This window comes from Methylobacterium sp. WL64 (assembly GCF_008039945.1).
In the GTDB taxonomy this organism is placed as follows: domain Bacteria; phylum Pseudomonadota; class Alphaproteobacteria; order Rhizobiales; family Beijerinckiaceae; genus Methylobacterium.
The window spans coordinates 1-7,349 of record NZ_VRVA01000183.1; the positions used below are offsets into that span (position 1 = coordinate 1).

8 protein-coding genes and 4 pseudogenes are annotated in these 7,349 nt (G+C 65.9%); 4 read left to right on the forward strand and 8 right to left on the reverse strand.

Annotated elements, in window-relative coordinates; translation table 11 throughout:
- Positions 1–202: pseudogene (locus tag FV242_RS31585) on the reverse strand (porin family protein); the annotation flags it as partial.
- A gap of 584 nt (positions 203–786) precedes the next feature.
- On the opposite strand from FV242_RS31585, the gene FV242_RS31590 reads away from it, so the two are divergent.
- Complete coding sequence (locus FV242_RS31590; RefSeq protein WP_147909919.1) at positions 787–1,257, forward strand: regulator; 471 nt, start codon at positions 787–789, stop codon at positions 1,255–1,257.
- A gap of 47 nt (positions 1,258–1,304) precedes the next feature.
- On the opposite strand, the gene FV242_RS31595 is transcribed toward FV242_RS31590, so the two are convergent.
- Positions 1,305–1,529: a hypothetical protein gene (locus tag FV242_RS31595; RefSeq protein WP_147909918.1), complete on the reverse strand. Its 225-nt coding sequence runs from the start codon at positions 1,527–1,529 to the stop codon at positions 1,305–1,307.
- A gap of 88 nt (positions 1,530–1,617) precedes the next feature.
- Entirely contained in the window at positions 1,618–1,800 is a 183-nt protein-coding gene (locus FV242_RS31600) for a hypothetical protein (protein WP_147909917.1), read from the reverse strand.
- 123 nt (positions 1,801–1,923) lie between these two features.
- Between FV242_RS31600 and FV242_RS35930 the strand changes: the two are divergent.
- Positions 1,924–2,283 (forward strand): annotated as a pseudogene (locus FV242_RS35930) (hypothetical protein); the annotation flags it as partial.
- Between the two features lie 22 nt (positions 2,284–2,305).
- Here the strand turns inward: FV242_RS35930 and FV242_RS31610 are convergent.
- A complete protein-coding gene (locus FV242_RS31610; protein ID WP_147941687.1) occupies positions 2,306–2,797 on the reverse strand; it encodes a hypothetical protein in 492 nt (163 codons plus the stop codon).
- A 149-nt stretch (positions 2,798–2,946) separates the two neighbouring features.
- Here FV242_RS31610 and FV242_RS36320 point away from each other — a divergent pair, with 149 nt between their 5' ends.
- Positions 2,947–3,219 (forward strand): hypothetical protein, encoded by a 273-nt coding sequence (locus FV242_RS36320; protein ID WP_147941688.1) that lies wholly within the window; start codon positions 2,947–2,949, stop codon positions 3,217–3,219.
- Between the two features lie 188 nt (positions 3,220–3,407).
- On the opposite strand, the pseudogene FV242_RS31620 reads toward FV242_RS36320, so the two are convergent.
- Positions 3,408–3,776 (reverse strand): annotated as a pseudogene (locus tag FV242_RS31620) (ATP-binding cassette domain-containing protein); the annotation flags it as partial.
- Between the two features lie 310 nt (positions 3,777–4,086).
- Between FV242_RS31620 and FV242_RS31625 the strand changes: the two are divergent.
- Entirely contained in the window at positions 4,087–4,794 is a 708-nt protein-coding gene (locus tag FV242_RS31625) for a FadR/GntR family transcriptional regulator (protein WP_147941690.1), read from the forward strand.
- Positions 4,795–5,125: 331 nt separating this feature from the next.
- Here FV242_RS31625 and FV242_RS35935 read toward each other — a convergent pair whose 3' ends face one another.
- The 3 genes and pseudogenes from FV242_RS35935 to FV242_RS31640 form a co-directional block, all read right to left on the reverse strand.
- The gene (locus FV242_RS35935) at positions 5,126–5,764 is read right to left on the reverse strand and encodes an ISL3 family transposase (RefSeq protein ID WP_306440338.1); all 639 of its coding nucleotides are present in this window, start codon (positions 5,762–5,764) and stop codon (positions 5,126–5,128) included.
- Positions 5,765–6,048: 284 nt separating this feature from the next.
- Positions 6,049–6,819, reverse strand: a complete 771-nt coding sequence (locus FV242_RS31635; RefSeq protein ID WP_147909899.1) for a potassium channel family protein — start codon at positions 6,817–6,819, stop codon at positions 6,049–6,051.
- Positions 6,820–6,917: 98 nt separating this feature from the next.
- A pseudogene (locus FV242_RS31640) lies at positions 6,918–7,349 on the reverse strand (Na+/H+ antiporter NhaA); the annotation flags it as partial.

The following is a 7,349-nucleotide window of genomic DNA, read 5'->3' on the forward strand; positions in this document are numbered from 1 at the left end:
GGACGCCGAAGGTGGAGTTGTTCGAGCGGCTGCTGGCGTCGAAGGCGTAGCCGGCGTTGAAACCCGCGTAGAAGCCGGTCCAGGTGAACACCGGCACCGGGGTGAACACGGGCGGCGGGGCGGCGCGGCGCGGCAGGTCGGCGGCGGCAGCGGCGCCGGTCAGGGCGGTGAAGGCGGCCAGGGAGGCGAGAAGCTTGGTCATCGTGTTGGGTCCGGGATTTCTATCTGACGGTAAGGCTACCGGCCCATGAGCCAAATAGCTGTAGTTTTACGGACACACTTGTCGCCGATGAAGCAAGACGGCGTAGTAAACCATTTATGAAGCGGCTTTGTGCGCGCTAAGTATTTCGCAATGTACTGCGTCATGCGCCGTAACTACTAGGTTGCGCTTTGGTTGCATCATGCAGCGGCGGCGCCCGCGAACTGTGACCCGCAAGTCACAGCTTGGATTGTGAGGCTCACTGCAAGGTGGCACTTCACTTGGGGGCTTCACGCCACACCATGCCGATCCGGCCGCGCCCGCCGGACACATGTCATGCCGGCCGCTGCACCTCGGGAGCATGATACGGCCAACAATTCCGGTCCTCGCCTCCAGATGCGGCCGCTGCTGTTCCTGAGGAAGGCTTTCGTGGATCCGGTCGGTGGCGAGTATCGCCCTGGGTAGCAGACCTGCACCGAACGAGTTTGACCCAGCGATACGGAAGTCCCAGTCTCCGCATTTAGCGGGGCTCATAAGCGATATAGCTACGTTTATCGCTCCGTATAAAACAATACGGAGGAAAATACGTGGATCGGCACAGCTTCGACCAGACCAACATCACGTGGCGCACCCTGGATTGGCTCGATCACATCGCCTTCTTCGTCTACAAGGTCGACGAGGAGAACCGGATTGTCGACGTGCTCTTCAAGTTTGCCGCCAACCAGCGGGTAATGCTGCACCGGCATCACTGCCCTTACGTCACGCTGGTCATGCAGGGCGAACTGCGATTCTACCGCCCGAACGGTACGCTGAAGGAGATCCGCCCCAGCGGCAGCTTCGTCTCCGGGCCCGCCCATGGCGAACCTCACGAGGAGGGCGGCGGAGATCGGGATGCGATCGTCTTCTTCAGCAACCGCAACATCGAAGACGCGCTCTACGAGTTCCTCGACAAGGACGGGCGCACGATGCAGGTGCTGGGGATCGCCGACTTCCGGGCACAGCTCGAGGCACAGATCGCAGACGGGTCAGCCGCGAAGGTGGCCGGTCGCCCCGTCTGATGGGAAGGAGCCCCGCAGTTTTGCAGCCGCGGGGCTGAACCATGGAATCACATGCGGGCGCGGCGCATGTGATGATGCCGGTGACGGGTCATGTGTCGCCGCCCCATCATGCCGGTCTGGCCACCCATCCGCTTCTGGGACGAGCTCTTCACGCTGCCCGGGTTATTCATGTTGCCTTCGGCGCTACCGCCCCCGGCGGGTGTCTGCGCCATCGCTGCTCCTGCCATCGCGACGGTGAGCGCGGCAGCGAGAGCGATTGTCTTGATCGACATGGACGTTCCTCCAGACCGATCGGTTCGATCAGCCCAGGAGCAAACATCCCCGCGGTCGGTATCGTTCAGGCACCGACGCTGATTGACGTTACAGATCCTGACGCCGTCGCAACCGCAGCGCCAGGATCAGAGCGCCGGGCCAAAACGCGAGGCTCAGCACCGCGACCGGCAGGATCGGGCGGTCCTTCCACCACACGATGATCACCGGCACGAACAGGCCGAGGATGGCGATGGTGAGGAACGCCCAGACTTCGACGTCGGACAGGTTCATGAGCGGTAGGTAGGGGCTTTCCTACCGCGACGCTTCCTTCACACCTGGTGGCACAATGCCGCCACCAGGCCGATCCGGCCCGAGCACCGCTCACTCTAGCCGCTCGACTGGCGCGAGCTGTCGATGGCAATCCGCTTTGGTCGGGCGCAGGGCCGCTGTGAGCGCTGCGGGCGAGCGCACGGGCAGATAGTCTACCACCTCGGCGCTGGGCGTTGGCGGGATGCTAGACCCGGCCGCCGGCGCGATGACTGGGGCCGTAGAATCCGGGTCAGGTCTGGCGCTGGTATCCTCGGCCGCGACCGGCGAACCCGTGTCGTCCCGGCAGCCGCCCACCGGGATCACGACACGGCCGACAACGCGGACGCCAACCGCGCAGCCTTCTGCCATCGCGGCCACATGATCCACGACAGACCGGAGCACCAACGCCGACGCCCGCTGTTCCAGCGGAAGGCGATGGGGGATCCATTCGGTGGACCCTACGCCCGAGATACGGTCGAGAAAGCCGTCAGCTATCCTGATCGCGGTCGAGATTGCGGATCAGGTCACCGATCGGATCGCCGTCGGCGGTCCCGCTTTGGGCAGCTGGATGTATCAAGGTGCTCGAAAGCCTGGGCAATGCCCCAACCCCCGGCGGCAGGGGCATCGTTGGGCGACGTGCCAACAGCGCGCCGCTGTCCGCCATCAACGCAGCAGGCTCACTGCCGTGTAGCCTACGCGGAGGATCGGCCCAGATCGTCGGCCCGGCCGCCGTTTCATTGGCGACCATGACAACCCGCACCGTGCGCTCCGGCCTCTCGTCGTTGCCCGGATGTAGGACATGGGCGGCGGCGAGCAGCCCAAAGGCAGCAATCGCGGTGGTGGCGAGGGTGGATCTGTAGTGTTCCATGTCGGTGGAACCGACGGCCAAGCTTGCCGTTCCGCTTGCTCTCCCCGGATAGCTAACCGTGACTTTACGGATGCCGCTCAGCCCGGCGGCGGGAACGATCCGAGCTTTCACGCAGGCTTCTCGTCGGGAGCCACGAAGGGTTGACGAAGCCTCCCGGCAGCTACCATCCCGTCGAGGAACAGCTTCACGGGAGCACGATTACCCTAGTACCGCCCAAGGGTCCCTAAGCACTCGGGAGGCGGGTCAACGGGAGAACGCTAATGAAGGCATCACTGCTTGTTGTTGCAGCCATTCTCGCCCTCGGAAGCACAGCCTTCGCTGCTGAAAGTGGAGCTGGCGGCTCAAGCCGTTCAGGAACCGCGAACAGTACCGGCCCGAACGATGCGGGCTCAGGCTCATCCCCGGGTGCGGCCGGCAGCGGCCCTTCAACTGGCGGGATGAGCCGCTCCGGCACGACTAACAGCACGGGGGCCAACGACGCTGGGTCAGGCTCAAAGCCAAGCGGGACCAGCGGAACGCCTGGCAACCGCTGAACGTCCCTCGAATGGGGCGGCCTCACCGCCTCCCCATTCACGGTGTAGCGCTTCCAACGGAGCGTGCGGTCGCATCCGCCTGGTCGCGATACGGTCCTGTAGACACCGACCGTTAACCAGATTGTTCCTCGCTCGCCGCATGTCCGCGGTAGGCACTCTCAATCGGCTCGGTCCAAAATACCGGTCAGGTCGAGGCAGCGCCGCGCATCGGCCCGAAGCTTGGCCCGGTCGATCAAGAACCCCCGCCGCGGCTCGCGAGCCAAGTAGATGTCCTCCGCCACCGACAGGTGAGGCACCAGGTTCAGCTCCTGGTGGATCATCGCGATCCCGGCCTTCTCGGCCTGCAGCGGCGAGGAGAAGTGCCGCTCTACTCCTTTGTAGAGGATCCGTCCGGTCGTCGGCGTGTAGACGCCGCTGATGATCTTCATCAGCGTCGACTTCCCAGCACCGTTCTCTCCGCAGACGGCATGTACCTCGCCGCGACGGAGATCGAAGCTCACATCCGCGAGCGCTACGACCCCGGGGAATGTCTTGCCGATCTGGTGAAGGGCCAGGATGACCGCGTCGGGTCCAGCCGACCGGTCCCGCGCTGGCGGCGCGTCCGTCTCGTCGCGCCCCTCGCGCGCAAGCACGTGCGATCCGCCGTCGAAAACCACGGCAACCCTCCCTGTGGGCGTCGGCCTTCTCTCGGGGGCAGACTCGTTACAGGCCCAATCGATAGCACTTCACCAAAATTGGTCAAGCCAATTTCGGTGGCATGAGTTAAGGATGGTGGGACATGGACAGAAAACAGCTCTAGGTTTAGTGGCTTTTTCAGTCCGCAACCCATAAGCGGTTTTGGGCCGCGCAAATTTGGTCAGGCCAGTCATGGGACATGAATTGCCTTCTCCTCGCACGAACGAGCGCAGGCTCTACCAGCAGGTCGCCGACCAGATCCGCATCCTGATCCAGGATGGTGCATTCGCACCCGGGGATCGGCTTCCGGCCGAGCGCGAACTGGCGCAGCAACTCGGCGTGTCGCGTCCGTCCTTGCGGGAAGCGTTGATCGCGCTGGAGATTGAGGGGACGATCGAGATCCGGATGGGCTCGGGCCTCTACGTCCTGACCTCCGGCGAGACGCGCCCTCCCCGTGCCGCTATCATCGGCGATAGCCCAGTCGAGCTCATGCAGGCCCGCGCGGTCATCGAGGGCGCCGTGGTCGTCCTGGCGGTTCCCCGGATGACGCAGGGGGCGGTGAGTATCCTGCGCCGGACTGTCGATGGGATGCGCGAGACGATCGCGCAGGGAAGCAAGCCGCTCGACCATGACCGGCTGTTCCACACGACGATCGCGGCGCAGTCGGGCAATAGCGTGCTAGCCCGCATCGTCGGCGAACTCTTCGACGGGCGGCACAGCCCGATCTCGACCGAGTTCCGCAACCGCTTCGAGACGGTCACCGCCTGGACCCTCGCCTTGGCCGAGCACGAGGCCATCCTGTCTGCGCTCGAGGTCGGGGATCCGCTGCTCGCCCAGGCCCTGATGCACGTGCATCTGGATCAGTCGAAGCGCCGGTGGCTCGGGAGCGACCCGCGTTGAAGCAGGGCCCAATCGGATCGCTTCGGCCCGGCTGGACTGTGGATCGTTGTCGAAGCGTAATTCTTCCACACATTCGGTGCCTAAGGTTTGGCATCCGATCAAGCTTTGCCGATCCTGGCTCATGCAGCATGCAGGTCGCGTTGGCGTTGGAGATTGAAACCGGCGCGACCGTACGTGATCCGCTTGATCACCTTGAGGCGGTTGACCTGCCCCTCGACGGGGCCGGTGCTCCGAAGCTCGACGATGGCGGCGCGCACGGCTGGCTCGCCCTGCCGGAGCCCGGTGACGAAGCCGCCGAGATCGGTCGCGGCTGCAGCTTCCAGCTAGGGCGTCAGTCCGGTGGGATCGTTCTGGCGCAGGTGGTCGGCGAAGGCGCGTATATCGGGGTCGTGCACGGCGCGGTGCGCCATGCCTCGGATCTCGGACTGGTGCCGCTCGACGACGCCGCGCAGGGCCTCGGAAGCGTTGACGAGCAGTGCCAGCGATCCGCGACCGGCGTCGCCGTCGGTGCTCCCGTGCGCGCGGCCTCGGCGCAGGGTCCCGAACGGTCACGGCTGACGACGGTCACGCTCGGATGGGCGGTGAGCCAGTCCCGCACCGGTGCCGACGAGCGGCCGGGCAACAGATCGATGACGTGCCGCAGCTCCAAGTCGCACACGATGGTGCCGTAGGACCGGCCGCGCCGCCACGCCCAATCGCCGATGCCGATGACCCGCGGCGGCGGAGACGGTATGGTCCCGCGACGACGGATCAGGCGCAGGACGGTGTCGCCGCTGACAGGCATGGCCAGCCGCCGCGACAACCTTGCGCCAGCCTCACCACCCAGCACCATGCCGATGTCGGTCTGCGCCTCGGCCAACCGGTCGCTGCGGCGCGCCTTGCGCGCACCCAACCCTGGCACGCGTTCGGCAAAGATCCGCCCCGGGCAATGGCCGCAGCGGAAGCGGCGCACCTGCACCCGCAACGTCACCGATGAGTCCCGCCAGGGCAGGTCGTCGAACGTCCGTCAACACCTGCTGTGCACCCGCGACGAAGCACGCCCGCAGCCCCGACAGCAGGCTTGGGTTGCCGTGGTTCGGGCGGTGATCAGCAACCCGGACGTGTCCAGCGTCAGACCATCGACGTGCAGGCCGTCCGGGACCGACGGCATGGACGGGCTCGAGATCGGCATCGCACTGCCCTCGGGCCAACATGCGAATCAACATCCAAACCACCGCTCAGCACCAAAAGTGCGTAAGAACCCAGATCTCGCCCCTAGTAGGCACCCTCGTCGGGGATGTTGAGGAGGGTGCCGCAGGCCTTGCAGTGCACGGCGTCCGGCTCATGGCGCTGCAGCCCGCATGCGTTGCAGGGGAAGCGAACCTTGTAGGGGCGGAACACCACCTGCGCGAGGCGGAAGAACAGCGTCACGCCGCAGATCATCACGAAGACCGACAACAGCCGGCCGGTCGGCCCCGGCAGGGTAATGTCGCCGTAGCCCGTCGTCGTCAGCGAGGTCACCGTGAAGTACAGCGCGTCGACCGGCGTCTGGATGGCCGGGTTGGAGCCGTGCTGCGTGGCGTAGACGATGCCGGTCATCGTGAACACGAAGACCACGAGGTTGGTCGCGGCCAGGATCGCGTCCTCGTTGCGGCGGAACAGGTCGCTGTCCTGCCGCAGCCGCTCCAAGAGGTGGTAGGTCCGCAGCAGGCGCAAGGTCCGCAGGATGCGCAGGAAGCCGACGCCCTCGACCAGCACGGGGGCGAGGAACGAGGCCACCGCCACCACGTCCGTCCAGGTGCTGAGGTGCCGGAACTCGCGCAGCGGCGCTGGGCTGATGAACAGACGGGCCGCGAAGTCCAACAGTACGCACAGGCCAAGCGCCACGTCGCTGGCAACGATCCAGGGGCTTAGCGGCAGGAACGAGGTGACGACCACGAAGACGATGGTCGCGACGTCGAAGACGAGCAGGCCGTAGCGGAAGCGATGTGCGCGTCCGGTGTCCTCCTCGTAGAGCTCGCGCAGCGTCGCGGTGAACGTCGTCATTGGTTGAAGGGCCGTAAGGGGTGGATCTCAGAAATCCCGCGTGATGCCGTACCCGGCCACGGCGCCCGCTTCATCCCCCAAAAGCCACGACAGCACCATCACGGCACCCATCCCGAGGAGTAGAACCCCCGTTGGGGCGAGGATGATATCGGACAGACGGCCGTCGATGGCGCCGGGACGGCGCCCTGGGAACTGAGGCGGCACGATGCTTCACGCGGTTCTGGGAGGTCGAGGAAGGCTGATGCGGCCGGGTGCAGCGGCTGGGCGCTGGCTGAGGTCCGGGCCGGGCCGGCCGGGGCGAACCGCAGCACCAGCGCCCCGGGGGCCATGCAGGCCAGCAAGCCGATCAGCACGCCGACCTTGGTCTCGGCCTCAAGCCCGGGCGACTTTGCGCAGGCGCGCAGACCGATGAACAGGCTCACGGTGAAGCCGACGCCGCAGAGGAGCGAAACGCCGTAGACCCCCCACCATCCGGTATGGGGGGGGGCGCTGCGCCAGCCCGAGCCTCACGGCAGCGGGGGCGGGGGGGG

Bases quoted from the DNA above. Each gene is read 5' to 3' on its own strand.
- FV242_RS31595 (WP_147909918.1), bottom strand. From the start codon at position 1,529: ATGTCGATCAAGACAATCGCTCTCGCTGCCGCGCTCACCGTCGCGATG.
- FV242_RS31635 (WP_147909899.1), bottom strand. From the start codon at position 6,819: ATGACGACGTTCACCGCGACGCTGCGCGAGCTCTACGAGGAGGACACC.
- FV242_RS31600 (WP_147909917.1), bottom strand. From the start codon at position 1,800: ATGAACCTGTCCGACGTCGAAGTCTGGGCGTTCCTCACCATCGCCATC.
- FV242_RS36320 (WP_147941688.1), top strand. From the start codon at position 2,947: ATGAAGGCATCACTGCTTGTTGTTGCAGCCATTCTCGCCCTCGGAAGC.
- FV242_RS31625 (WP_147941690.1), top strand. From the start codon at position 4,087: ATGGGACATGAATTGCCTTCTCCTCGCACGAACGAGCGCAGGCTCTAC.